The sequence below is a fragment of the Pseudomonas sp. NY15463 genome (genome assembly GCF_048068415.1).
In the GTDB taxonomy this organism is placed as follows: Bacteria; Pseudomonadota; Gammaproteobacteria; order Pseudomonadales; family Pseudomonadaceae; genus Aquipseudomonas; species Aquipseudomonas mosselii_C.
In genome coordinates this window covers 257,285-280,084 of record NZ_JBLUQD010000006.1, presented here as the reverse complement: position 1 = coordinate 280,084, position 22,800 = coordinate 257,285, and the positions used below count along the sequence as shown (strand labels likewise).

Below are 22,800 nucleotides of genomic sequence, written 5' to 3'. Positions count from 1 at the left end.
TCAGCGGGCCAGCAGGAAATCGAGCACGCGGGCGGTGAACGCCTCGCCGACCTCGACGTTGGACAGGTGCGCAGCCGGGAATTCGGCATATGTGGCATTGACGATGGCGCTCTGCATGAAACGCGCATGTTCGGGCGTGGTCACCACATCCTCGGTCCCCGCCACGATCAAGGTCGGCACCTGGATGCGCGCGATCTGCGTGCGATAATCGGCATCACGCACCGCGGCGCAGTTGGCCGCGTAACCTTGCGCGCTGGTTTGTGCGAGCATCTGGCAGATGCGCTGGGCCTCAGTCGGCTGCTGCTGTGCGAAAGCCGGGGTGAACCAGCGAGCGATAGAGGCATCGCGCAGGTCGCGCATGGCCTGCTGGCCGCCCTTGAGCACAGTGTCGATACGGGTGTTCCACACCTCGTCGTTGGCGATCTTCGCGGCGGTGTTGCACAGCGTCAGGCTGTGCAGACGATCACCGGCGTTGATCCCCAGCCACTGGCCGATCAGGCCACCCATCGACAGACCAACGAAGTGCGCATGCGCGATATCCAGCGCATCAAGCAGCGCCAGGACATCGCGGCCCAGCTGTTCGATGCTGTAAGGGCCTTCGCTGACCTGCGAGCCACCATGCCCACGGGTGTCATAGCGCAGCACGCGAAAGTGCTCGCTCCAGGCGGGAATCTGCGCGTCCCACATGCCCAGGTCGGTGCCCAGGGAATTGGAAAGCACCAGTACCTGCGCATCGGCCGGGCCATCTATTTGGTAGTTCAATACGCCATCGGCCAATTGCAAAAGCGCCACAGCGGTCTCCTTCAGGCAGTCAAACGTTGATGTTCAGACACGGCCCGCGCCACCCAGACGCGGGCCTGACCGAGGTAATGAGCGGGGTCGAGCAAGCGGTCGAGTTCTTCGGCACTGAGTTCTGCGCTGACCTGCGCGTCATCGCCCAACACCGCGCGCAAATGGCGTTGTTCAGCCACCGCGCGCTGGCAACATTGCTCCAGCAGGTGGTGCGCACGATCACGCCCCAGACGCTGGGCCAGCACGATACTGACCGCTTCGGCCAGCACCAGGCCTTGGGTCAGATCGAGGTTGCGGCGCATGCGCGCAGCGTCCACCTCCATGCCCTCGGCAATCTGCTGCGCCTGTTGCAACGCGCCGGACACCAGACAGCAGATCTCCGGCAAGGTCTCCCATTCGGCATGCCACAGGCCCAGGCTGCGCTCATGCTCTTGGGGCATGGCCGCGAACAGCGTCGAGATCAGCCCAGGCACACGGGTGGCGGCGCCGATCAACACCGCCGCCCCCACTGGGTTGCGCTTGTGCGGCATGGTCGAGGAGCCGCCCTTGCCCGGTGCCGACGGCTCGAACAGCTCGCCGGCCTCGGTTTGCATCAGCAAGCTGACATCGCGGCCGAACTTGCCCAGGCTGCCGGCGATCAAGCCCAGCACCGAGGCGAATTCCACCAACCGGTCACGCTGGGTGTGCCAGGGTTGCTCGGGCAGCTTGAGCTTGAGCTGCTCGGCCAACGCCTCGGCTACCGGCAGCGCCTTGCTGCCTAACGCCGCAAGGCTGCCGGAAGCACCGCCGAACTGCAGCACCAGCAGGCGCGGGCGCAACTCGCTGAGGCGCTGGCGATGACGGGTCAGCGCGCCCAGCACACCGGCCAGCTTCATTCCCAAGGTAACGGGGGTGGCATGCTGCAGCCAGGTGCGCCCCACCAGTGGCGTGTCGGCGTGCAGCAAGGCTTGACGCGCGAGGGTATCGGCCAGCTTGGCCAGGGCGCCCTCGATCAGCCCCAAAGCATCGCGCAGTTGCAGGATCAGCCCAGTGTCCATGGCGTCCTGGCTGGTGGCGCCCAGGTGCACGTAGCGTTCGGCCTCGGGCACGCCGCTGGCGATCACCTTGCCCAGCGCCTTGACCAGCGGGATCGCCGAGTTGCCCGCCGTGGCGATGGCCTCGGCCAGGGCACGGGTATCGTAGCGCTCGGCCTTGCACCCCGCCTCGATGGCCGCCACGGCACTTTGCGGCACCAGCCCTGCGGCCGCTTCGGCGCGGGCCAGGGCTGCTTCGAAGTCGAGCATGCCCTGTAGCCGGCCACGATCGCAGAACACCTCGCGCATGGCGGGCGCGGTGAAGTAGGCGTCGAACAGTTGGTTGCTCATGCAACGTCCTTAATGGTCATGGTGCAGGTACTCGGCCTGTTTCGGCAGGCGCAGGCTGAACAGGAAGGCGATGGCCATCATGGCCGTCACGTACCAGTAGAAGGTGTTCTCCATGCCCAGGGTCTTCAAGCCCAGGGCCACGTACTCGGCCGAACCGCCGAAGGCCGCGTTGGCCACCGCATAGGCCAGACCCACCCCCAGCGCACGCACCTGCGGCGGGAACATCTCCGCCTTCACCAGGCCGCTGATCGAGGTGTAGAAGCTGACGATGCACAGCGCCACGCTGACCAGCAAGAAGGCCATGAACGGGCTGCTCACGGTCTTCAGCGCCATCAGCAACGGTACGGTGAAAAGCGTGCCCAGCGCGCCGAACAGCAGCATCGAGTTACGTCGGCCGATCCGGTCGGAGAGCATGCCGAACACCGGCTGCAAGATCATGAACAGGAACAGCGCCCCGGTCATCACGAAACTGGCGCTCTTGGCGTTCATCCCAGCAGTGTTCACCAGGTACTTCTGCATGTAGGTGGTGAAGGTGTAGAAGATCAACGAGCCGCCAGCGGTGTACCCCAGCACGGTAACGAACGCCGCTGCGTGGTTGCGGAACAACCCCTTGATGGACCCGGCCTCTTTGTCCTGGCGGGTTTCGGCGCTGCTGGTCTCGTGCAGCGAGCGGCGCAGCATCAGCGAGATCAGCGCCGCGATGGCGCCGACCACGAACGGGATGCGCCAGCCCCACGCGCGCAGCTCCTCTTCACTCAGCAATTGCTGCAGGATCACCACCACCAGCACTGCCAGCAACTGGCCGCCGATCAGGGTGACGTACTGGAACGAAGCGAAGAAACCGCGCTGGCCACGCAGCGCCACTTCACTCATGTAGGTGGCGGTGGTGCCGTACTCGCCACCCACCGACAACCCCTGGATCAGCCGCGCCAGCAACAGCAGCACCGGGGCCAGGGTGCCGATGCTCGAATAGGTCGGCAGACAGGCGATCATCAGGGAGCCGAAGCACATCATCAGCACCGAGATCATCAGGGAATTCTTACGCCCATGGCGGTCGGCCAGACGGCCGAAAATCCAGCCGCCGATGGGCCGCATCAGGAAACCTGCGGCGAACACCCCAGCGGTATTGAGCAACTGCACGGTGGGATCGTCTGAGGGGAAGAACGCCGGGGCGAAGTAAATCGCGCAGAAGGCATAGACATAGAAGTCGAACCATTCCACCAGGTTGCCCGATGAGGCACCGACGATGGCGAAGATGCGTTTGCTGCGTTCTTCGCCGGTGTAATAGCTTGAAGTCATGGGGGTTGCTCCTGGAGGGTACTAGGTAAGTCTAGACATACCTAGTAACACACTCGTTCCGCTTGGGGGCTGGCCATTAGCCTTGGGTCTAACGAGTCCGGCCTCATCGCGTGCAAGGCGCATCAGTGCGCCTTGCACGCGATGAGGCCGATACGGGTCAAACCCGTTCGATGGCCAGCGCCAAGCCTTGGCCAACGCCCACGCACATGGTCGCCAGGCCTTTACGCCCACCGCTCTTCTCCAACTGGTGCAGCGCCGTCAGTACCAGGCGCGCCCCACTCATGCCCAGCGGATGGCCAAGCGCGATGGCGCCGCCGTTGGGGTTCACTTGCGGCGCATCGTCAGCTACACCCAGCTCGCGCAGTACCGCCAGGCCCTGGCTGGCGAAGGCTTCATTGAGTTCGATCACGTCGAAGTCGCTCACCGCAACGCCCAGGCGCTCGGTCAGCTTGCGCACCGCCGGGACCGGGCCGATGCCCATCACCCGAGGCGCCACACCGGCACTGGCCATGCCCAGCACGCGGGCACGCGGGGTCAGGCCGTGCAGCTTCACCGCTTCGGCCGATGCCAAGATCAGCGCGGCGGCACCGTCGTTGACGCCCGAGGCATTGCCAGCGGTGACGGTCTTGTCAGAGCCATTGACCGGCTTGAGTTTGCTCAGCGCCTCCAGGGTCGTATCTGCGCGTAGGTGTTCGTCACGCTCAACGACGGTCTCGCCTTTCTTGTGGGCGATACGCACCGGCACGATTTCCTCGGCGAAGAACCCCGCAGCCTGTGCAGCGGCAGCCTTCTGCTGGCTGCGCAGGGCGAAAGCGTCCTGGTCGGCGCGCGAGACCTGATAGTCGTCGGCGACGTTGTCAGCGGTCTCGGGCATCGAGTCCACGCCGTACTGGGCTTTCATCAGGGGGTTGATGAAACGCCAGCCGATGGTCGTGTCTTCGAGCTTCATGTTGCGCGAATAGCCGCTTTCGGCCTTGCCCATGACGAACGGCGCGCGCGACATCGACTCGACGCCGCCGGCAATGGCCAACTCCATCTCGCCGCTGGCGATGGCGCGAAAGGCCGTGCCGATGGCATCCATGCCCGAGGCGCACAGGCGGTTGAGGGTCACCCCGGGAATGCTCTCGGGCAGGCCGGCCAGCAGCAGCGCCATGCGCGCGACGTTGCGGTTGTCTTCGCCAGCCTGGTTGGCGCAGCCGAAGAACACCTCGTCGAGCTGCGCCCATTGCACGCCTGGGTTACGTTCGATCAGCGCCTTGAGCGGCACCGCCGCCAGATCGTCGGCGCGCACGCCGGCCAGCGCACCGCCAAAGCGGCCAATCGGGGTACGGATGGCATCGCAGATGAATACGTCACGCATCAGGCTTCTCCTGCCACTTGCCCATGGGCAGCGGCGGTGCGGGCTTCGAGGTCGCGCAAGGCGGTCAGCTCGACATCGCTCGGGGCAGTGGTTTCTTGCACGTCATCGGCAAAGCGTATCGCCCAGCCGGTGGCGTTAATGATCTGCTCACGGGTCACGCCAGGGTGAATCGAGGTCACCACGAACTCGTGGGTGTCGGCTTCCGGCTCCATGATGCACAGGTCGGTGATGATGCCGACCGGCCCATCGCCCGGCAGGCCCAGGCGCTTGCGCGAATCGCCGCCCTCGCCGTGGCCAACCGAGGTGATGAAGTCGAGTTTGTCGACGAACGCACGCGGCGACTGCTTGAGGATGATCAGCACTTGCTTGGCGGAACCGGCGATCTCAGGCGCGCCACCGGCACCGGGCAAGCGGGTTTTCGGTGCGAAGTAGTCGCCCACCACGGTGGTGTTGATGTTGCCGAAGCGGTCGACCTGGGCAGCGCCAAGGAAGCCGACATCGATACGCCCACCCTGCAACCAATAGCGGAAGATCTCGCCGGTAGGCACCACGGTATCGGCGGTCTCGGCAAGCTCGCCGTCACCGATCGACAGCGGCAACACGCTCGGCTTGGCGCCAATCGGGCCGGACTCGTAGATCAGCACCACGTCGGGCGAGGACGTCAGGCGCGCCAGGTTGGCAGCCTTGGACGGCAGTCCGATACCGACGAAGCACACAGCGCCATTGCGCAAGCGACGGGCCGCCGCGACGGTCATCATTTCGGAAGTGGAGTAGCTCATTGCGCGGCCTCCGCGGTGCTGGCCAGCTTGGCCTGGAATTCGGTGAAGTCTTGGGTGCCACGGATGTAGGTATCGATCCAGGCGCTGAACGTCTCGCGGTTGCGGGCGATCGGGTCCCAGGCCTGGTAGAAGCGGTTGTCACGCTCGTAGTAGCCGTGGGCGTACGAGGGGTGAGCACCACCAGGCACCAGGCACACCGCGCTCAGGGCCCAGGTCGGCAACACGCAGGCATTCATTGGCGCGTTCAGGTCATCGACGATTTCCTCGACGGTGACGATGCAGCGCTTGGCAGCCAGGGCCGCTTCCTTCTGCACGCCCAGGATGCCCCACAGCAGCACGTTGCCCTTGCGGTCGGCTTTCTGCGCGTGGATCACAGTCACGTCCGGGCGCACCGACGGCACTGCCGCGAGCACCTCGCCGGTGAACGGGCAGGTGACGCTCTTGATCAGCGGGTTGACCTTGGGCAGGTCGGAACCTGCATAGGCGCGCAGCACCGCGAATGGCAGGCCCGAGGCGCCAGCCACATAGGCGTTGGCGAGGTCGGCGTGGCTGTGTTCTTCGATCTCGATGGCATGCGGCCAGTGTTTCTCGACCGCATCGCGCAGGCGATGCAGTGAGCCCACGCCAGGGTTGCCGCCCCAAGAGAAGATCAGCTTGCTCGCGCAGCCAGCACCGATCAGTTGGTCGTAGATCAGGTCCGGGGTCATGCGCACCAGCGTGAGGTCGCGCTTGTCCTGGCGGATGATCTCGTGGCCGGCTGCGGTCGGGATCAAGTGCGTGAAGCCTTCGAGAGCGACGCAGTCGCCATCCTGGATGAACTGCTTCACAGCCTCGTGAAGCGAGAGAATTGCTGCCATTGGAGACTCCTGGTCAGAACGAGTCGGGTCGATGAGCAGCGGGCCGATGCGTCGCTGCGATGCGTTCAGATTAAGGAGGCTGGCGGGACTCCGACAATCCGATAATCGCACTTTTGTGCGATTATCGAACCATTTGTTGCCCTGTTAACCACCCTCCCGCAGGGTCAGGTCGCGTCGGCGTGACTGACCAGCCCCTTGACCACAACCCCGACCGCAGCCAGCGCAGCCGGCACCAGCAGCGCGGTCAACACCTGCTCGAAGTTCCAGCCGAGGCCCAGCAGGGTCGCCCCGCTCCAGGCCCCGAGGATCGCACCGAAGCGTCCGATGCCGAGCATCCACGACACACCGGTGGCGCGGCCCTGGGTGGGATAGAAACGTGCCGCCAGCGAAGGCATGGCCGATTGCGCGCCGTTGACGCACATCCCTGCGACCAGCACCAAGGTTGCCAGCAGGGTGATGTTGCCCAGGCTCTGGCCTACCGCGTAGGCGAACACCCCAGCCAGCAGGTAGAACACGCCAATGACTTTGTGTGGGTTGAAGCGGTCCATCGCCCAGCCCACTGCCACCGCACTGAGCACGCCGCCAAACTGGAACAGCGCGCCGATGAACGCAGCTTGCTCCATGCTCGCGCCACTGTCGCGCATCAAGGTCGGCAGCCAGCTGGTCAGCAAATAGACGATCACCAGCCCCATGAAGTACGTCAGCCACAGCAGCAAGGTGCCCACGCCATAGGTGCCCGAGAAAATCACCGCGAACACGTTGCGCGTTGCCACCGCCTTTTGCTCGGGTACACAGAAACCCGAAGCCTGCGCCACCAGCGCTGGAGCGATCGGCGCCAGGGTCTTGCGCACTTTGTCGGTACCGCGGTTACGCACCACCAGAAAGCGCGCCGATTCCGGCAGCCAGACCAGCAGTACCACCGCCAGCAGCAACGGCAGCACACCGCCGATCACCAGCAGGCTGTGCCAGCCATAGGCCGGAATCAACTTGGCCGAAATGAAGCCACCGCCAGCCATGCCCAGGTTAAAGCCGCAGAACATGCTGGTCACCAGCAGCGACTTCAGGCGCTCAGGGGTGTATTCGGAAAGCAAGGTGGTGGCATTGGGCATACCCGCACCCAACCCCAGGCCGGTCAGAAAGCGCAACACCAGCAACTGGTCAACGTTGCTGGCGTACGCCGATGCCAGGCTGAAACCGCCAAACACCAGCACCGCGCCCACCAACACGCCTTTGCGTCCGAAACGGTCAGCCAGCGGCCCCGAGCCCAAGGCGCCGAACACCATGCCGATCAGCGCGGCGCTCATCACCGGGCCCAGACTTGCGCGATCGATACCCCACTCCTGGGACAACGCCGGCGCGATGAAGCCCATGGCAGCGGTATCCAGGCCATCGAGGAAAACGATCAGGAAACACAGGATCACCACCCGCCACTGGTAGCGGGAAAGCGGTTGGTCGTTGATCAATGACTGGACGTCGAGGTAATTACCGACAGTGGATTGCGGTTTGTTCATTGTTGTTATCCGGATGAAGGGCACAGGCAGGCAACTGCGTGCTACCGACACGCAGAAACGAGAAGTGATCAGGAATGCTTGGCCGTCGCTCAGCCGTCGTGCAGCGCGACTGTTCGCGGGTGCGGCCGCGACAGCGAATGATGTGTGTTCATCGAGAAGCCCTTGGGTGGCCTGTTGTTATTGTCGGGTCGGCAAAGCCGACACGTGACAAGACATTAATCAGCAGACCGAGGCTGTGCAATTCGTTGCAAACGAGATTGTGCGTTTATCGAACAGCAATGCTGCGCGGCGTTCGATTTCGGTGCAGGGCAACGGGGGATTCGGGCGTTGCGCGGGCCTGTAGGTTTTCCTGAGTGCCGGGCCACCGCGAAGCGGTCTACGCGGTGGGTGGCACCGGCCTTGCCGGTGTTCGCGGCTAAAGCCGCTCCCACAGCGGTACGCGGCGCGCTTACGAAATCAGTTTTCTGCGCGACAGCGCAGCCCAAAAGGCTGGGTAATCTCCCACAGGGATTGCGCCCATTTCTAAAAATGTGGCAAGACAATAATCAATGCGATCAGCCAAACAACTGATGGCAGAGGTCGCGGCTGGCCGCCAAAAGGATCGGCAAGAAGCGCTGCTCCAATTCGGTGCGGCTGACCCGGCCAACGTGAGTGCTGACGTTCAAGGCTGCCAGTACCTGCCCGGAGGCATCGTAGATCGGCACGGCAATCGAGCGCAGCCCCTGCTCCAGCTCCTGGTCCACCACGCACCAGCCCTGCTCGCGGACCTGCTGGATGCAGGCGAACAACGATGCGTGATCGTGCAAGGTACGACTGGTACGCGCCTTGAGGTCAGCGCGCTCCAGGTACTCGTGCAAGCTCGCGTCGTCCAGCGCTGCCAGCAGGATGCGGCCCATGGACGTGCAATAGGCCGGCAAGCGCCCGCCTACCGACAGGTCAACCGATATCAGCCGCTCGACCGTGGCCGAACGGGCTATATAAAGGATGTCGTCGCCTTCGAGGGTGGCCATGTTGGCAGCTTCGTGCAGTTGGTCGCTGATGCGGTCCAGGTAAGGCTGCGCCGACACCGCCAGTGGCGTGGACGATAGGTAGGCGTGCCCCAGGGTCAGCACCTTGGGCAGCAGCGAATAGGTGCGGCCATCGGTGGTGGCGTAACCCAACTTGATCAGCGTGTGCAGGCAGCGACGCACGGCAGCCCGAGGGATCTCGGTGCGGTGGCTGATCTGGGCGATGGTCAGGTGGCGTTTGCGCTCCTGGAAGGCCTGAATCACCGCCAGGCCCCGGGCCAGGGAAGTCATGAAATCCGGGTCACCGGTAAACGCCTGGATGCGCTTGGCCGGCGATGCCACGATCGGCGGGGCCAACGCAAGACTGGTGCTGCGCACCGGCTCGTTCGCCATTGGGCCAGTGGTTTCTTCGTTCATGGGCACGCCTCAAGAAATCGGGTCACTTGTGCGATTATCGAACGAACGGCCGATAATCGCAATTGACCGCCGACACTTTTACTTATACCTTTCCTCTGCCACATGTGGCTTCTTTGGAGAGACTGGTCAGGTACCCACCGTAGAAGTCCCAGGCAACGGCCTCGCCCAACCGCGAGGCCGTTTTCATTTGCATCTTCGCAACTGTAACTTTCGATCCCGCAGTTTGAACTTGTGCGTGCCCCACCGACTCTTTCAACGTATCGGGCCCGTACAACTTCACCGGCGCGCAGTTTGATGGTTTCAAGCGCATGGCCTTCGACGCGGCCATTGTTATAATCGCACACGCTGTTTGCCCCAAGCACACCACTGGCCTGGCGGCAATCAACCCTGATTCATCGCGGCACGGTCCGCGCCCGAATGTCCAGCGCCTGTTGGCGCAACGATGAGTAATCTGTCCTGGCGTCTATCGGCACACCGACGCGGTGCACCTACGCCAGTTATCAACAACAACCTGTTCAGGTATTACTGTGACGAAAGAAGAACTGCGCGCAGAACTCGAGCGCCAGGCTGAACGTTACAAGGAAGTTTACGGTGGTGAAGTCACCACCTATGCCGCACAACCCGATCCAGAGCGTAAGCCCTGGCGCAAGCGAGCGACGGTTCACGACCAGGCGTTCGCCCAAGAACTCGAGAAGATGGAAAAGGAACTGCGCCAGGACGGCGATTGAAGCAGCCCGACATCACCGTGCCATCGGCCCTGGGGCCGTTGGCGCGGACCTCTCTGGTTCCTTTAACCGTGCGGATGAAATGGAATTACACAAATTTCATACATTCGTTTGAATTCCGTCAATCCTGCAAAAACCGCAATAAATCCTTGATTTAGCTGCATTTTATAGATTTTTATCGACATTTTGAGCGCATCGCCCGGCACCGACGCGCCCTCCTGCGCACCTCATCGAGCAGCCATCGGTCTGCGGCAGGTGCATCGATTGCCATGGTTTTCTGGCATAATCTCGCCCCCCTAAGACCGCCAGAAAACCCTTCATGATCGATTTATTCAGCGGACTGGATGCCTGGGTTGTCGTGAGCCTGATGCTCGCTCTAACCTTCGTGCTCGCATTCGAGTTCATCAATGGCTTTCATGACACCGCCAACGCGGTAGCCACTGTCATCTATACCAAAGCCATGCCACCGCACCTGGCCGTGTTCTTCTCCGGCGTGTTCAATTTCCTCGGTGTCCTGCTCGGCGGTGTCGGGGTGGCCTATGCCATCGTCCACCTGCTGCCAGTCGAACTGCTGATCAATGTGAACACCGGGCACGGCCTGGCCATGGTCTTCTCGCTGCTGGCCGCGGCCATCACCTGGAACCTCGGCACCTGGTACTTCGGCATCCCGGCCTCCAGCTCGCATACCCTGATCGGCTCGATCCTCGGGGTGGGCCTGGCCAATGCCCTGATCAACGACATCCCACTGGGCGATGGCGTCAACTGGCAGAAGGCGATCGACATCGCCATGTCGCTGGTAGTCTCGCCGATGGCCGGTTTCGCCGTCGCCGCGCTGGTGCTGATCGCCCTGAAATGGTGGCGCCCACTGTCGAAGATGCACAAGACGCCAGACCAGCGCCGCAAGCTCGACGACAAGAAGCACCCGCCGTTCTGGAACCGCCTGGTCCTGGTGATTTCGGCCATGGGCGTGAGCTTCGTGCACGGTTCCAACGACGGCCAGAAAGGTATCGGCCTGATCATGCTGGTGCTGATCGGTATCGTGCCGGCCAAGTTCGTGCTGGACCTGAACAGCACTACTTACCAGATCGAACGAACCCGCGACGCCACCTTGCACATGAGCCAGTTCTACCAGCGCAACGCCGCCACCCTCGGCGAGTTCCTGGCACTGGGCAAGGCTGCGCCGACCGATTTGCCGGAGCAGTTCAGCTGCAACCCGCAGCAGACCGAGCCGACCATCGCTGCGCTGCAATCGTCGCTGCAAGGCGTGACCGACTACCGCGACCTGAGCGCCGACAAGCGCGTCGAAGTTCGCCGCTACCTGCTGTGCCTGGACGACACCGCCAAGAAAGTCGGTAAGCTGCCTGGCCTGGAAGCGCGTGAAAAGGCTGACCTCGAGAAGCTACGCAAAGACCTCACCGCCACCACCGAATACGCCCCGTTCTGGGTAATCGTGGCCGTTGCCCTGGCCTTGGGCCTGGGCACCATGGTCGGCTGGAAGCGCGTGGTACTGACCGTTGGCGAGAAGATCGGCAAGCAAGGCATGACCTATGCCCAAGGTATGTCGGCGCAGATCACCGCCGCCTGCGCCATCGGCATGGCCAACGTGTTCAGCCTGCCCGTGTCCACCACCCACGTACTGTCTTCGGGTGTGGCCGGCACCATGGTCGCCAACAAGAGCGGCCTGCAAGGCGGTACGGTGAAGACCATCCTTTTGGCCTGGGTACTGACCCTGCCGGCCTCGATGGGTCTGGCGGCTGGCCTGTTCTGGCTGGCGTCCAAGGCGATCGGCTGAGTAAAGTCGCTCAGTTGATGCGGGTCAATTGGGGTTGCAGCGCAGCTCCAATTGACTTAACCGACTGGCATTAGGTGCAGTCTACTTTTTCCTTCCCCCCAACAACGACCCCATCAGCCCACGCACCAACTGGCGCCCCAACTGATTGGCCGCCTGGCGTACCGCCGACTTGATCGCCTGCCCTGCCGCACTTTGCAAAAACTCCCCTGCCTTATCGGCAAAGCTATCCTCGTCAGCCTTGGGCTGTGGCGCGGGCTCTACCGGCTCACCCTTGCGCTGGGTAAGCATTTCATAAGCCGACTCACGGTCAATGGGTTTGTCATAGCGCCCCGCCAAGGGCGATGCGCCAATCAAAGCGCTGCGTTCGGTGGCGCTCAACGGCCCAATCCGCGACTGCGGGGGCGCAATCAGCACCCGCTGGACCATCGCCGGCGTCCCCTTGTCTTCCAGCGTGCCGACCAGCGCTTCGCCGATCCCCAGCTCAGTCAGTACCTCCAGGCTGTCGAACGCCGGGTTGGGACGAAAACCATCGGCCACTGCGCGCAGCGATTTCTGCTCCTTGGCGGTGAATGCGCGCAATCCGTGCTGAACGCGCAAGCCCAGTTGCGCCAGTACCGCATCAGGCAGATCACCGGGCGATTGGGTGACGAAATACACCCCTACCCCCTTGGAGCGAATCAACCGGACCACCTGCTCCAGCCGGTCCTGCAACGCCTTCGGCGTGCCGTTGAACAATAAGTGGGCCTCGTCGAAGAACAGCGCCAGCACCGGCTTATCGGCGTCACCGCGCTCAGGCAACTGCTCGAACAGCTCAGCCAACAGCCACAGCAAGAAGGTCGCATAGACCTTAGGGGCCTCGTGCACCAGGCGACTGGCGTCGAGCAGATGGATCCGCCCACGCCCATCACTGGCCGGCTGCAGCAGGTCTTCAAGTTGCAGGGCCGGTTCGCCGAACAGCGCTTCGGCACCCTGCTGCTCCAGCGTGGCCAAACGCCGCAGAAGAGCCTGGGTCGAAGCGCTGGTCATCAGCGCGCTGTCCTCGCCCAACAGTTGCGGATTGTCCTTGAGGTGCGCGAGCAGGGCCTTGAGGTCCTTGAGGTCGAGCAGCAACAACCCTTCGCGGTCGGCCACCTTGAATGCGGCATACAGCGCCGCCTGCTGGCTGTCGGTGAGTTCCAGCAAATTGCCCAAAAGCAGCGGCCCCATTTCGCTCAACGTGGTGCGCAAGGGGTGCCCGGACAGCCCGGCGATATCCCACAACACCAATGGGTAAGCCTGCGGCCGATGCGTCAGCCACGGCATGCTGGCGATTCGCTCGGCCACCTTACCCTGGGGGGCTCCAGCGACGCCCAGACCGCACAAGTCGCCTTTGACGTCGGCAGCAAACACCGCCACACCCGCATCGCTGAACTGCTCGGCCAAATGCTGCAACGTGACGGTCTTGCCTGTGCCGGTGGCCCCCGCCACCAGGCCGTGACGGTTGGCCAAGCGCAGGCGCTGGACAGCGGGCTGGCCGTCTGAGCACATACCTACAATCATTTCTGAATTTTCTGACATGACATTACCTCGTTCCGCTCAAGTTCTGCCCTACGACGGCCGATAGTTAGTAATGATTAATTCCTGAATTCGGTAAATACCCGTAAAGGATCGGCGGGAGCTGTTGCACGGATTATTACCCCCTGTTTGTGCGAACGACCCGATAAAAAACCTTAGCGGACGCGATCACGTCATGAATAAAAGCCTTCGTTTCAGCCACAAGATCCTTCTGGCCGCCTCACTGATCGTGATATTGGCCTTTAGCCTGTTCACCCTATACAACGACTACCTTCAGCGTAATGCGATTCGCGCCAACCTGGAGAACTACCTCGCCGAAATGGGCGACTCCACCGCCACCAACATTCGCAACCTCTTCGAAGGGCGCATCAAGCTGGTCGAGAGCGTCGCCCAGAACCTGGCGCAAAACCCACAGAACATTGGCGCCCAGTTGAACCAGAACGCCTTGACCTCAAGCTTTCTGACCATCTACCTGGGCCAGCCTGATGGCACCTTCACCGTCCGCCCTGACACCAAGATGCCCGACGGCTACGACCCGCGCGTACGCCCGTGGTACAAGGACGGCCTGAACGCCAACGGCCCGATGCTCACCGAGCCGTATATCGACATGGCCACCAACAAAATGGTGATCTCGATCATCAGCACCGCCTCGCGTTCGGTCGGTGTGGTCGGCGGCGACCTGGCCCTGGACGGCCTGGCGCAGATCGTCAACTCGCTGAACTTCGGCGGTATGGGCTACGCCTTCCTAGTCAACGACCAAGGCAAGATCCTGGTACACCCGGACCAGAACCTGGTGATGAAGTCACTGCCGGACCTGTTCCCGCAAAACACCCCGAAACTGTCCGGCAACTTGACCGAAGTCGAAGTCGACGGCCAGCCACGCCTGGTCACCTTCACCCCGGTCAAAGGGCTGCCCTCGGCCAACTGGTACATCGGCCTGTCGGTGGACAAAGACAAGGCGTTCAGCATGCTCACGGCCCTGCGCACCTCGGCGGTGATCGCCACCTTGGTGGCGGTGGTGATCATCCTCGTACTGCTCGGCCTACTAATTCGCGTGCTGCTGCAACCGCTGCACACCATGACCCGGGCCATGGAGAACATCGCCGAGGGCGAAGGCGACCTGACCCGCCGCCTGGATATCCACACCCAGGATGAATTCGGCACCTTGGGCACGGCCTTCAACCGCTTCGTCGAGCGCATCCATGGTTCGATCCGCGAAGTGTCCTCGGCCACCGAGCAGGTCAACGAAGTGGCGCAGCGGGTGATCAGCGCCTCGAACTCTTCGATGAGCAACTCCGACGAGCAGTCCAACCGCACCAACAGCGTCGCCGCTGCCATCAACCAGTTGGGGGCTGCGGCCCAGGAAATTGCCGGCAACGCAGCCCAGGCCTCGCAGCATGCCAGCTCTGCCCGTCTGCTAGCTGAAGAAGGCCAGCAGGTAGTGCAACGCAATATCGAGGCGATGAACCGCCTGTCGGATTTGATCGTCACCTCCAGCGGGCATATCGAGACCCTCAATGGCAAGACCGTGAATATCGGTCAGATCCTTGAGGTGATTACCAGCATCTCCCAGCAGACCAACCTGCTCGCGCTCAACGCCGCGATTGAGGCCGCGCGTGCCGGTGAGGCCGGGCGTGGGTTCGCGGTGGTGGCCGACGAAGTGCGCAACCTGGCCCACCGCACCCAGGAGTCGGCGCAGCAAGTGCAGAGCATGATCGAAGAATTGCAGGTCGGTGCACGCGAATCGGTCGACACCATGGGTCAAAGCCAGCGCCACAGCCAAGACAGCATGCAGATCGCCAACCAGGCCGGCGAACGACTGGGCAGCGTGACCCAGCGTATCGGCGAGATCGACGGCATGAACCAGTCGGTGGCAACCGCCACCGAGGAACAGACCGCCGTGGTCGATTCGATCAACATGGACATCAGCGAAATCAACCTGCTCAACCAGCAAGGCGTGCAGAACCTGCAAGCCACCCTGAGCGCCTGTTCAGACCTGGAGCAACAGGCCGGACGCCTGAAACACCTGGTCGGCAGCTTCCGTATCTGAGTTGTAAGCTTCAAGCTGCAAGCTACAAGAACAAGCGGATCGTGCGCGGTCTCGCTTCTTCTTGTAGCTTGTAGCTCGCAGCTGCTTCTTCCCGATCGAACAAACTATCCTTCCTCAAGGTCAACCTTCAGGCGAGTCATACCAGCCCCGTGCCGGATGACAGACCCCGAAGACGATCCCGGAGGGATGCTGATCGTGCACATTGCCGACATCACCATGTTCTACGCCCCAGCCAGCGGCGGCGTGCGAACCTACCTTGATGCCAAACACCGCCGCCTCGACGCCATACCCGAGGTGCGCCACAGTTTGCTGGTCCCCGGCGCCAGCGCCGGCCACACCGATGGCGTCTACCAGGTCCCCGCCCCACCCCTGCCCTTTGGCAACGGCTACCGCTTCCCGGTACGCCTGGCGCCCTGGTGCAACGAGCTGCGCCGCCTGCAACCGGACCTGATCGAAGTAGGCGACCCCTACCTCACCGCCTGGGCCGCCCTGGAAGCACGGCGTAAACTCGATGTCCCGGTGATCGGCTTCTACCACTCCGACCTGCCCCTTTTGGTGAGCAACCGCATGGGCAATTGGTTCACCCCGAACGTCGAAGCCTATGTCAGCAAGCTCTACGGTAACTTCGACAGGGTACTGGCGCCGAGCCAAGTGATGGCCGACAAGCTCCGACGCCTCGGAGTCAGAGCCGTGCACGTACAACGCCTGGGCGTGGACCTGGCCCTGTTCAACCCCGAGCAGCGCGACCCCGGCCTGCGCGCCGAACTCGGTATCCCCGAAAATCGCCACTTGCTGGTGTTCGCCGGGCGTGGCTCGCGCGAAAAGAACCTGCCCGTGCTGATTGAGTGCATGCGCACCCTGGGCCCGAATTACCACCTGTTGCTGGTCGGTTCGAACATGCCACTGAGCACGGCGGACAACGTCAGCGTGATCGATCACTTCTGCCCGCCTGCACAGGTAGCCCGGATACTGGCCAGCGCCGACTTGCTGGTGCATGCCGGCGATCAGGAAACCTTCGGTCTGGTGATCCTCGAAGCCATGGCCAGCGCCACACCAGTGGTGGCCGTGCGCGCCGGGGCGTTCGGCGAGATCGTGCCCCCAGACTGCGGCCGCCTGTGCCCACCCAACGACGCCCAGGCCATGGCCGATGCAGTGCGCGAAACCTTCGAAGCAGGCGTGCAGCAACTCGGTGCCCAGGCCCGCCAGCATGTCGAGCGCCATTACAGTTGGGACAACGTGGTCAACGGATTGCTCAGCCATTACCAAGCAGTGCTCGGCACATCGCCGCTGGCCCGCGCCCATGGCTGAACGACGCCCCAGCCTGATGCTGGTGCTGCACGACGTAGCACCGCAAACCTGGCCGGACTACCAACCTTTCGTGCAAGCCATCGATGCACTCGGCGGCGTGCGCATGACGTGGCTGGTGGTGCCAGACTTTCACCAGCGTAACGCGCTGGCACACTTTCCTGCCTTCTGCCGCCTGCTCGACCAGCGCTTGGCCTGCGGTGACGAACTAGCCTTGCACGGCTACTACCACGCCGACGACGGCCCGCCGCCACGCGGCCCGGTCGAGTTTTTCATGCGCCGGCTCTACACCCACGAAGGCGAGTTCTACGCCCTCGATCACGCAGCCGCCTTGCAACGCCTGCAAGCCGGGCTGGCGCTGTTCGAGCGCCAGGGATGGCCCGTGGCTGGCTTCGTCGCCCCCGCCTGGCTGATGAGCGAAGGCACCCGCCAAGCCTTGCGCCAACTGCCGCTGCGCTATACCAGCACACCCCAGTACCTGTACCGCCTGCCAGACTTCACCCCGATCGAGGCCCCAGGACTGGTATGGAGCGCGCGCAGCGCCTGGCGCCGCAGCGTCTCGAAAGTGCTCAGCGACTGGCAACGTCGGCGCTGGCAACACGCCGACACCTTGCGCCTAGGCCTGCATCCGGTGGACATGCGCCACCCCAGTGCACGTACTTACTGGCTCAACACCGTGCAAGCCTTGCTCGCCGAAGGCCGCGAGCCGCTGACCAAGTCCGCCTGGCTAGACCGCCAGATCGGTCCATGAAGCGTCTCGGCTGGCTTGGCCTGGCCCTGCTGCTGGCGCTACTGGTCCCGGCATTGCTGGGTGGCAGCGACCTGCTGGCGCGCCTGAGCAGATTCCCGCTACGCCTGCTGCTGCTGTTGCTTGGGATGATCCTGTTGTGCTGGCTGATCAACACCGCCCGCCTGCGCCTGCTGCTCGGCCAGCAAGGCACAGCACTGGGCTGGAGACGCGGCCTAGGCGTGGTCATGGCCACCGAGTTCGCCATCTGCACCACACCTGGCGGCAGTGGCGGGCCACTGACGCTGATGGCGCTGCTCGGCCGCCAACGCATCCCGGCCTCGCACAGCGGGGCGGTGTTCGCCCTGGACCAGCTCAACGATCTGCTGTTCTTCTTCTGCGCCACGCTGGCAATCGCGGGCTACGCGCTGTTCCACCACCTGGGCCACAGCCAGCAAAGCCTGCTACTGGGTAGCGCCGCGCTACTATGCACAGCCCTGGCGGGCGTGTTGCTGTCGTTGCGCCATCAGGCCCTGCTGATCCGCGCCAGCGGCCACTTGTTGCGGCGCCTGGGCGTGCCAGCGCAACGTCGTCGACGCTGGGCGCGCGCACTGCTGCGTTTCTGCCATGCCCTGGCCGAGACCTCGCGCCTCCCCAAACATACGCTTGCGCTGGTGTTCGGCCTCACCTGCGCGCACTGGGGGCTGCGCTACAGCGTGCTGTACCTGGTGTTGCAGGGCTTGGGGGGCGTGCTGGGATGGGGAGCGAGCTTTCTGGTGCAAATGCTTGCACTCAGCGCCGGCCAGTTCAGCCTGCTGCCCGGTGGCGCGGGGGCAGCGGAGCTGACTTCAGCAACCTTGCTCACGCCAATGGTAGGCAGTTCGACAGCCGCTGCCGCGATCCTGATCTGGCGCGCGGTTACCTACTACTTTTATCTGCTGGCAGGCGGGCCGGTGTTCGTGTGCCTGCTGGCGCGTCCTCTGCTGGAGCGCTGGCGGCGTCAGGCCGGTTGAGCGCCTGCCACAACGCGGCGGCACCGGGAAACTCGGTGCCATCCTCGTCGCTGAGCGCATCCGGGTCGAAACGCGCCAGGCAGCCCTCGCCCAAGGTAGGTGGCACCGAGGCGCCGGCCTTGTCACGAGGGTTGGCCATGCTCAGTCGAAAACCACGGTCTTGTTGCCGTGTACCAGCACGCGATCCTCAAGGTGGTAGCGCAGGCCACGAGCCAGCACCATCTTCTCGACATCACGGCCGAAACGCACCATGTCTTCGATGCTATCGGCATGGCTGACACGCACCACGTCCTGCTCGATGATCGGGCCGGCGTCCAGTTCTTCGGTCACGTAATGGCAGGTGGCGCCGATCAGCTTCACACCACGCAACGCGGCCTGGTGATACGGCTTGGCGCCGACGAACGACGGCAGGAAGCTGTGGTGGATGTTGATGACCTTCTCGGCGTAGTCGCGGCACAGCTGCGGCGGGAGGATCTGCATGTAGCGGGCCAGCACCACGACGTCGGCAGCGTGCGCTTCGACCAGGCGCGACACCTCGGCGAAGGCCGGGGCCTTGTCCTTGGGATCGACCGGTACATGGAAGAACGGAATGCCATGCCACTCGACCATGCTGCGCAGGTCGTCATGGTTGGAGATCACGCACGGGATCTCGCAATCCAGCTCGTCGGTGTGCCAGCGGTGCAGCAGGTCGGCCAGGCAGTGAGACTCGCGGCTGGCCATCAGCACCACGCGCTTCTTCTGCGCCGAGTCGGTGATGCGCCAGGTCATCGAGAACTCTTCGGCGATCGGCGCGAACGCTTCACGGAAGGCCTCGATACCGAACGGCAGCGACTCGGCGCGAATCTCATGGCGCATGAAGAACCAGCCGCTCTGCTCATCGGAGTGGTGGCTGGCTTCATTGATCCAGCCATTGTAGAGGGCCAGGAAATTACTGACTTTTGCCACGATGCCGACGCGGTCGGGGCAGGCAATCACCAGTCGATAGGTGCGCATGAAAAAAGGCTCCAGAACTTCGCAAAGGGGCATATTCTAACGGTCTGTCGGAAAAAACGCAGTAATGTTCGAAGCCCGGACACACGCGCCCATCGCGCGCACTCCCCCTGCACATGCCCCTGCGTCCTACAGGGACATGGCCATTGGCCGTAACACTAAGTAAATTTTTCTTAACCTAACAGCGATACGGCCATTCATTGCTATTAATTGATTCACGACTTTTTAATTGTTTACTTGAGTGTGAGGCGTGTCTATTATTGTCGGCACTGCCCCTTTTACACACGCTTTCAAGGAACTCTCCATGTCCCTGATCAACGAATACCGCGCCACCGAAGAAGCCATCAAAGAACTTCAGGCTCGCCTGACCAACCTGCAGCAAGATGGCAAACTGCAAAAAGAACTCGAGTTCGAAAAGAAGCTGCGCGAGCTGATGGCCGAAAATGGCAAGTCGCTGCGTGACGTTATCGCCCTGCTCGACCCGGAAAGCAAACTGAGCAAAGCCCCGCGCGGCGTCGCCAAGCCAGTTACTACCAAGCGTGCGCGCAAGGTCAAGCAATACAAGAACCCGCACAATGGCGAGGTTATTGAAACCAAGGGTGGCAACCACAAGACCCTGAAAGAATGGAAAGCCAAGTGGGGCGGCGACGTCGTCGAAAGCTGGGCTACCCTGCTGGACTGATCCAGGCGACTGCCGTTTCAGTTTCAACATGAAAAAACGCCGGCACTTGCCGGCGTTTTTTCATGGGTCTGCTCGCCTCACACGGCAAAGCGCGTCTTCAAATGCGCAACGTGCTCAAGCCAGGCTTGCAGCACCTGTCGTCCGGCCTCGTCGGCCTCGCCCCAGCGGCTCTGACAGGCCTGTTCGAAGTCGTCCACGGTATTCGGTGCACCCATCTGCCGATTGCTCAGGCGCTGTTCACAAAACACCTGCCAGCGTGCCTGCTCCTGTTCATTCAAGGTGTCTGCGAAGTTACGCGCGCGGTAGCGGAACAACAGTTCAGGCAAGCGCGGATCGTCGAACATCCAGTGCCCCTGACCCAATTGGGCAGGATCGGCCATACGCACTTGTTCGCACAAACGCCGGTCACGGTCCCCGATAAAACCATCATACAGCTGTTGTTCGGGGTCTTCGCTCGCGGCGCCCCCCTCTTCCTGGTAGATGATTTCCAGCTTGTCACGCCAGATGTCCTGTTGATTGGCCAATTGCTCGGCCCGTCGCTGCAGCTCGGACATATCTAGCCCCAAACGCTGCTCGTCTGCAGGACGCACCACCGATAAAGGTGCCACCACTGGGCAACGGTTGATGTGTACCAACTTCAATGGGACAGGTAATTGCCCGTCAGACATTTCCTCACGGCGCATGTACAAACGTTGACGCAGCGTTTGCGCACTTTCCTGCAACAGCGGTGAATTGTCCTGCCCAAGATCACAAACAATCAGTGCATTGCGATTACGCGGATGCCAGGCCAGCGGCAACACCACGCCGATGTACTTGCGATCCGCCGAAAAGCGCCCGGTGATATGCACCAGCGGCTGCAAAAGACGGATCTGCTCCTGCACTTTATGTTTGCTGCGCAGCTGGAACAGCCAGTCATACAACTTCGGTTGTTTGCTGCGGATCAGCCGGGCCAGGCCGATGGTCGCCCGTACGTCGGAAAGCGCCTCATGGGCATGGCCATGTTCCAGGCCATTGGCCTTGCTGAGCAGTTCCAGGCGCAGGCTGGTGCGGCCCTCCTGCTGCGGCCAGACGATACCTTCGGGGCGCAGCGCATAGGCCGTGCGTACCACATCGATCAGGTCCCAGCGGCTGTTGCCGCCCTGCCACTCGCGGGCGTAGGGGTCGAAGAAGTTGCGGTACAGGCTGTAGCGGGTGACTTCATCGTCGAAGCGCAGGGTGTTGTAACCGGCCCCGCACGTCCCCGGACGCGCCAGCTCGCTGTGCACGCGGGTCATGAACTCGGCTTCGCACAGGCCGCGCTCGACCAGTTGCTGCGGGGTGATCCCCGTCACCAGGCACGCTGCCGGGTGCGGCAGGATGTCGTCGCTGGGGCGGCAATAGAGATTGATCGGCGCCTCGATCTCATTGAGATCCAAGTCGGTGCGCACACCGGCCATTTGCAGCGGTCGGTCGCTGCGCGGATTGATGCCAGTGGTTTCGTAGTCGTGCCAGAAGATGCTGGAGCTCACGGGGTCTTCCTGTAACAAGGTCGACCAGAGTCTAGCGGCCTACCCCGGCCAGGGGCCAGCGTTCAGGCAGAGGCGTTGAGCGAATGGAAGCTGAAGAACTCGCGTAGCGAACGCACGAAGGCATCGTACTCATCAGGCGCCTGCAGCAGCATGAAGCCTGCATCGAAATGCCCAGGGTTCTCGTCTTCGCGGCACCACAGGCAACTGGCCGTCAGATTGATGAACTGCAACCCGCCACCGGCCAGCGGCACGCGCAATTGCAGCTCGAAATCCGGCCCCACCAGCACCGGCAGGTGGCTGATGATCATCAGGCCGTCTTCGGAGGCATTGCCCAAGTAACCGATCTCCTGACCGGTAAACCGGTTGAAGACCCGCAACGCGCAAGGCAATTGATGACGTTCTATTCGGCGTTCGACAAACATGGTCGTATGCACGGTCCTGTACCTGAGGCCAGGAAGACACGGTACTGGCAATGAGGATGACAACACAATCAAAGATTAGCCCACTGAAGCGGGCTGCCTACATGAAATCAATGACACCTTGGAATTAACGCCAAGGTGTAGCCTTGACCGGACTGGCGACCGCCGCCTCGCTGCCGCGCAAGTGGCCAAGCTTATCCAGGGTCTCCAGGCGCGCCTGGGCGCGGTAGGCGTATTCGTTGCCGGGGTACTGGCGGATCATGAATTGGTAGGTCTGCGCCGCGTCCACGTAGAGTTTCTGCCGCTCAAGGCACTGACCACGCAGCAACGACACTTCCGGGTGGATGAATGGCCGCGAACGGCTGGCGCGGTCGACCTGCGACAACTCCAGCATCACCCGCGCGCAGTCACCACGGTCGTAGGCACGGTAGGCGTTGTTGAGGTGGTGGTCCATGGACCAGCGAGTACAGCCGACGACACTGGCCGCCATGGTCAAAACGATCAGGGTGCGCATGGGAATTCTCCTTTGATGGGCAGTGTATCGGCCTTTTGCGTCAAATCTTCACAGCCTTTTGCAAGCATACGCCTGCCGTTCAAACGCTACCTTGGTTCAACAACAGGTAGTGCAACGGAACAATGACTACAGCGA

Annotated in this window: 20 protein-coding genes and 1 pseudogene; 8 read left to right on the top strand and 13 right to left on the bottom strand. The window is 62.6% G+C overall.

Features of this window, described 5'->3' with window-relative positions; translation table 11 throughout:
- The 8 genes from pcaD to pcaR form a co-directional block, all read right to left on the bottom strand.
- Positions 1 to 792, bottom strand: coding sequence for a 3-oxoadipate enol-lactonase (pcaD, locus tag ACNFIC_RS17180; protein WP_138219983.1), 792 nt, complete (start codon positions 790 to 792; stop codon positions 1 to 3).
- 11 nt (positions 793 to 803) lie between these two features.
- Entirely contained in the window at positions 804 to 2,156 is a 1,353-nt protein-coding gene (locus ACNFIC_RS17175; protein ID WP_138219982.1) for a 3-carboxy-cis,cis-muconate cycloisomerase, read from the bottom strand.
- Positions 2,157 to 2,165: 9 nt separating this feature from the next.
- Positions 2,166 to 3,455 carry an MFS family transporter gene (locus ACNFIC_RS17170; protein ID WP_416781489.1) on the bottom strand — a complete coding sequence of 430 codons (1,290 nt, stop codon included), beginning with the start codon at positions 3,453 to 3,455 and terminating at the stop codon, positions 2,166 to 2,168.
- Positions 3,456 to 3,612: 157 nt separating this feature from the next.
- A complete protein-coding gene (pcaF, locus tag ACNFIC_RS17165; protein WP_171030961.1) occupies positions 3,613 to 4,818 on the bottom strand; it encodes a 3-oxoadipyl-CoA thiolase in 1,206 nt (401 codons plus the stop codon).
- Complete coding sequence (locus ACNFIC_RS17160) at positions 4,815 to 5,594, bottom strand: CoA-transferase subunit beta (RefSeq protein ID WP_138219979.1); 780 nt, start codon at positions 5,592 to 5,594, stop codon at positions 4,815 to 4,817. Before ACNFIC_RS17160 ends, pcaF begins: the two co-directional genes overlap by 4 nt.
- Complete coding sequence (locus ACNFIC_RS17155) at positions 5,591 to 6,451, bottom strand: CoA transferase subunit A (protein ID WP_138219978.1); 861 nt, start codon at positions 6,449 to 6,451, stop codon at positions 5,591 to 5,593. Before ACNFIC_RS17155 ends, ACNFIC_RS17160 begins: the two co-directional genes overlap by 4 nt.
- A 164-nt stretch (positions 6,452 to 6,615) precedes the next feature.
- Positions 6,616 to 7,962 (bottom strand): MFS transporter, encoded by a 1,347-nt coding sequence (locus ACNFIC_RS17150; RefSeq protein ID WP_416781488.1) that lies wholly within the window; start codon positions 7,960 to 7,962, stop codon positions 6,616 to 6,618.
- 554 nt (positions 7,963 to 8,516) lie between these two features.
- A complete protein-coding gene (gene pcaR, locus ACNFIC_RS17145) occupies positions 8,517 to 9,386 on the bottom strand; it encodes a pca regulon transcriptional regulator PcaR (protein WP_205884549.1) in 870 nt (289 codons plus the stop codon).
- A 527-nt stretch (positions 9,387 to 9,913) separates the two neighbouring features.
- Here pcaR and ACNFIC_RS17140 point away from each other — a divergent pair.
- Both ACNFIC_RS17140 and ACNFIC_RS17135 read left to right on the top strand, forming a co-directional pair.
- Positions 9,914 to 10,114 (top strand): hypothetical protein, encoded by a 201-nt coding sequence (locus ACNFIC_RS17140; protein WP_138219976.1) that lies wholly within the window; start codon positions 9,914 to 9,916, stop codon positions 10,112 to 10,114.
- A 316-nt stretch (positions 10,115 to 10,430) separates the two neighbouring features.
- Positions 10,431 to 11,903, top strand: a complete 1,473-nt coding sequence (locus tag ACNFIC_RS17135; RefSeq protein WP_138219975.1) for an inorganic phosphate transporter — start codon at positions 10,431 to 10,433, stop codon at positions 11,901 to 11,903.
- An 81-nt stretch (positions 11,904 to 11,984) separates the two neighbouring features.
- Here the strand turns inward: ACNFIC_RS17135 and ACNFIC_RS17130 are convergent, their stop codons facing one another.
- A complete protein-coding gene (locus tag ACNFIC_RS17130) occupies positions 11,985 to 13,460 on the bottom strand; it encodes a helicase HerA-like domain-containing protein (RefSeq protein WP_416781487.1) in 1,476 nt (491 codons plus the stop codon).
- Between the two features lie 172 nt (positions 13,461 to 13,632).
- On the opposite strand from ACNFIC_RS17130, the pseudogene ACNFIC_RS17125 reads away from it, so the two are divergent.
- The 5 genes and pseudogenes from ACNFIC_RS17125 to ACNFIC_RS17105 form a co-directional block, all read left to right on the top strand.
- Positions 13,633 to 14,649 (top strand): annotated as a pseudogene (locus ACNFIC_RS17125) (cache domain-containing protein); the annotation flags it as partial.
- Between the two features lie 93 nt (positions 14,650 to 14,742).
- On the top strand, positions 14,743 to 15,507 hold the full coding sequence (locus ACNFIC_RS17120; RefSeq protein ID WP_416781538.1) for a methyl-accepting chemotaxis protein: 765 nt from the start codon (positions 14,743 to 14,745) through the stop codon (positions 15,505 to 15,507).
- 186 nt (positions 15,508 to 15,693) lie between these two features.
- The gene (locus ACNFIC_RS17115) at positions 15,694 to 16,815 is read left to right on the top strand and encodes a glycosyltransferase family 4 protein (protein ID WP_138220048.1); all 1,122 of its coding nucleotides are present in this window, start codon (positions 15,694 to 15,696) and stop codon (positions 16,813 to 16,815) included.
- The gene (locus ACNFIC_RS17110; RefSeq protein ID WP_416781486.1) at positions 16,808 to 17,563 is read left to right on the top strand and encodes a DUF2334 domain-containing protein; all 756 of its coding nucleotides are present in this window, start codon (positions 16,808 to 16,810) and stop codon (positions 17,561 to 17,563) included. Before ACNFIC_RS17115 ends, ACNFIC_RS17110 begins: the two co-directional genes overlap by 8 nt.
- Positions 17,560 to 18,552 carry a lysylphosphatidylglycerol synthase transmembrane domain-containing protein gene (locus ACNFIC_RS17105; RefSeq protein WP_416781485.1) on the top strand — a complete coding sequence of 331 codons (993 nt, stop codon included), beginning with the start codon at positions 17,560 to 17,562 and terminating at the stop codon, positions 18,550 to 18,552. Before ACNFIC_RS17110 ends, ACNFIC_RS17105 begins: the two co-directional genes overlap by 4 nt.
- Before the next feature lie 141 nt (positions 18,553 to 18,693).
- Here the strand turns inward: ACNFIC_RS17105 and purU are convergent, their stop codons facing one another.
- A complete protein-coding gene (gene purU / locus ACNFIC_RS17100; protein WP_138219969.1) occupies positions 18,694 to 19,545 on the bottom strand; it encodes a formyltetrahydrofolate deformylase in 852 nt (283 codons plus the stop codon).
- Positions 19,546 to 19,846: 301 nt separating this feature from the next.
- On the opposite strand from purU, the gene mvaT reads away from it, so the two are divergent.
- On the top strand, positions 19,847 to 20,224 hold the full coding sequence (mvaT, locus tag ACNFIC_RS17095) for a histone-like nucleoid-structuring protein MvaT (RefSeq protein WP_138219968.1): 378 nt from the start codon (positions 19,847 to 19,849) through the stop codon (positions 20,222 to 20,224).
- Positions 20,225 to 20,301: 77 nt separating this feature from the next.
- On the opposite strand, the gene sbcB is transcribed toward mvaT, so the two are convergent.
- The 3 genes from sbcB to ACNFIC_RS17080 all read right to left on the bottom strand — a co-directional run bounded on the left by sbcB (position 20,302) and on the right by ACNFIC_RS17080 (position 22,665).
- On the bottom strand, positions 20,302 to 21,732 hold the full coding sequence (gene sbcB, locus ACNFIC_RS17090; protein WP_416781484.1) for an exodeoxyribonuclease I: 1,431 nt from the start codon (positions 21,730 to 21,732) through the stop codon (positions 20,302 to 20,304).
- 62 nt (positions 21,733 to 21,794) lie between these two features.
- Positions 21,795 to 22,154: a PilZ domain-containing protein gene (locus tag ACNFIC_RS17085; protein ID WP_138219966.1), complete on the bottom strand. Its 360-nt coding sequence runs from the start codon at positions 22,152 to 22,154 to the stop codon at positions 21,795 to 21,797.
- 124 nt (positions 22,155 to 22,278) lie between these two features.
- Positions 22,279 to 22,665 carry a tetratricopeptide repeat protein gene (locus tag ACNFIC_RS17080; protein WP_138219965.1) on the bottom strand — a complete coding sequence of 129 codons (387 nt, stop codon included), beginning with the start codon at positions 22,663 to 22,665 and terminating at the stop codon, positions 22,279 to 22,281.
- Between the last annotated feature and the right edge of the window lie 135 nt (positions 22,666 to 22,800).

What these genes read in the sequence shown, in the direction of transcription:
- ACNFIC_RS17175 (WP_138219982.1), bottom strand. Translation starts at nt 2,156, where the DNA reads ATGAGCAACCAACTGTTCGACGCCTACTTCACCGCGCCCGCCATGCGC.
- ACNFIC_RS17170 (WP_416781489.1), bottom strand. Translation starts at nt 3,455, where the DNA reads ATGACTTCAAGCTATTACACCGGCGAAGAACGCAGCAAACGCATCTTC.
- ACNFIC_RS17160 (WP_138219979.1), bottom strand. Translation starts at nt 5,594, where the DNA reads ATGAGCTACTCCACTTCCGAAATGATGACCGTCGCGGCGGCCCGTCGC.
- ACNFIC_RS17155 (WP_138219978.1), bottom strand. Translation starts at nt 6,451, where the DNA reads ATGGCAGCAATTCTCTCGCTTCACGAGGCTGTGAAGCAGTTCATCCAG.
- ACNFIC_RS17150 (WP_416781488.1), bottom strand. Translation starts at nt 7,962, where the DNA reads ATGAACAAACCGCAATCCACTGTCGGTAATTACCTCGACGTCCAGTCA.
- pcaR (WP_205884549.1), bottom strand. Translation starts at nt 9,386, where the DNA reads ATGAACGAAGAAACCACTGGCCCAATGGCGAACGAGCCGGTGCGCAGC.
- ACNFIC_RS17135 (WP_138219975.1), top strand. Translation starts at nt 10,431, where the DNA reads ATGATCGATTTATTCAGCGGACTGGATGCCTGGGTTGTCGTGAGCCTG.
- ACNFIC_RS17130 (WP_416781487.1), bottom strand. Translation starts at nt 13,460, where the DNA reads ATGTCAGAAAATTCAGAAATGATTGTAGGTATGTGCTCAGACGGCCAG.
- ACNFIC_RS17120 (WP_416781538.1), top strand. Translation starts at nt 14,743, where the DNA reads ATGAGCAACTCCGACGAGCAGTCCAACCGCACCAACAGCGTCGCCGCT.
- ACNFIC_RS17115 (WP_138220048.1), top strand. Translation starts at nt 15,694, where the DNA reads ATGCTGATCGTGCACATTGCCGACATCACCATGTTCTACGCCCCAGCC.
- ACNFIC_RS17110 (WP_416781486.1), top strand. Translation starts at nt 16,808, where the DNA reads ATGGCTGAACGACGCCCCAGCCTGATGCTGGTGCTGCACGACGTAGCA.
- ACNFIC_RS17105 (WP_416781485.1), top strand. Translation starts at nt 17,560, where the DNA reads ATGAAGCGTCTCGGCTGGCTTGGCCTGGCCCTGCTGCTGGCGCTACTG.
- purU (WP_138219969.1), bottom strand. Translation starts at nt 19,545, where the DNA reads ATGCGCACCTATCGACTGGTGATTGCCTGCCCCGACCGCGTCGGCATC.
- mvaT (WP_138219968.1), top strand. Translation starts at nt 19,847, where the DNA reads ATGTCCCTGATCAACGAATACCGCGCCACCGAAGAAGCCATCAAAGAA.
- ACNFIC_RS17085 (WP_138219966.1), bottom strand. Translation starts at nt 22,154, where the DNA reads ATGTTTGTCGAACGCCGAATAGAACGTCATCAATTGCCTTGCGCGTTG.
- ACNFIC_RS17080 (WP_138219965.1), bottom strand. Translation starts at nt 22,665, where the DNA reads ATGCGCACCCTGATCGTTTTGACCATGGCGGCCAGTGTCGTCGGCTGT.